General features: G+C 62.8%; 2 protein-coding genes. Both read right to left on the minus strand.

Annotated features, from left to right (window positions below; translation table 11 throughout):
• Positions 1–473, minus strand: a 473-nt coding sequence (locus ACMO6A_RS01730; RefSeq protein WP_418470692.1) for a DUF2797 domain-containing protein, incomplete at its 3' end; no start/stop codon positions are given.
• Between the two features lie 213 nt (positions 474–686).
• On the minus strand, positions 687–971 hold the full coding sequence (locus tag ACMO6A_RS01735) for a hypothetical protein (RefSeq protein WP_009304793.1): 285 nt from the start codon (positions 969–971) through the stop codon (positions 687–689).
• Positions 972–1,019 lie beyond the last annotated feature (48 nt).

The raw sequence follows: 1,019 nt of genomic DNA on the forward strand, positions 1-1,019 counted from the left end.
TCGGCGCATCCGAAGCGGCCGACGATGCGGGCCGCGCGGGCGCCCTGCTCCAGCAGGCGCTCGATGCCGCGCGTCTCCGACGAGATGCCGGCTTTCACGTGCTTCGGCGAGAAGTACGCCAGGTACGTGAAATGCGGCGTCAGGTTGTAGGCGCGCTGCTGGGCGGAGATGAAGTCGGCGTAGTAGAACGAGGGGTTGAAGCCCGTGGCCTCCTGGCATGCCGGACACATCGTGTCCTTCGCATCGGGAAGCAGCTCCACGTTGAGCGGGCACACCTCCTTCGTGTAGGACGCCAGATCGAAGCGTCCCACGCAGCGGCGCGTGGGAAGGCGGCGCAACGAGAACGTCTTGCCCAACACGGGAAAACGGTGCTGCTCGCCTTGCTCTACGTCGTTGATCAAGAGGTAGGGGCCGGACTCGGCGAAACCGTGGCCTGCCAGGACGGTCGTGTGACCGTTCGCGAAGTTCGTCATATCGTTATCCTTGTGCAACTCGTACTGAATGGATCACTGTTTTCGTTGGAAATGATAGCGCACAAGGAACATTCGCGATACGCTCTTGCGGCGAAAGGCGAAAAATCGCACAGGAGTCGTTCGCCTTCCGAAAAAGCAAGGGTCGTCCCGCTCGGTTGCGAGCGGGACGACCCTTCTTCCGCAGAGAGTCGCGAACCGAGCGGCGCGGACGACCTACGCCATGCCCGCCGCCATGAGCGCTTGCGTAGCCTGGTACATGGTCACCGAGAAGTACACCATGAACGCCACCGCCACCGAAGCGAGGACCTTCGCCACGATATGCCAGCTGCTCCTCCAGCACAGCACGATACCCACCGGCCAGAACACGATGAGGAAGAACACGATCCAAAACGTCTGCTTGCACCAAGCCTTCTGGTTCGGCTCTTCGATCAGGTCGTTCGCGTTCTTGCGCAGGTCGCGCTTCTGCCAGTCGCCCGCGCGACGGTCGTCGTCAGCCATGCCGCTTCCTTTCCCAAGGCGCGCCGCCCGCCCGCGCGCGTTTCCCTC

Source organism: Eggerthella sp. (assembly GCF_048329335.1).
Lineage (GTDB): Bacteria > Actinomycetota > Coriobacteriia > Coriobacteriales > Eggerthellaceae > Eggerthella > Eggerthella lenta.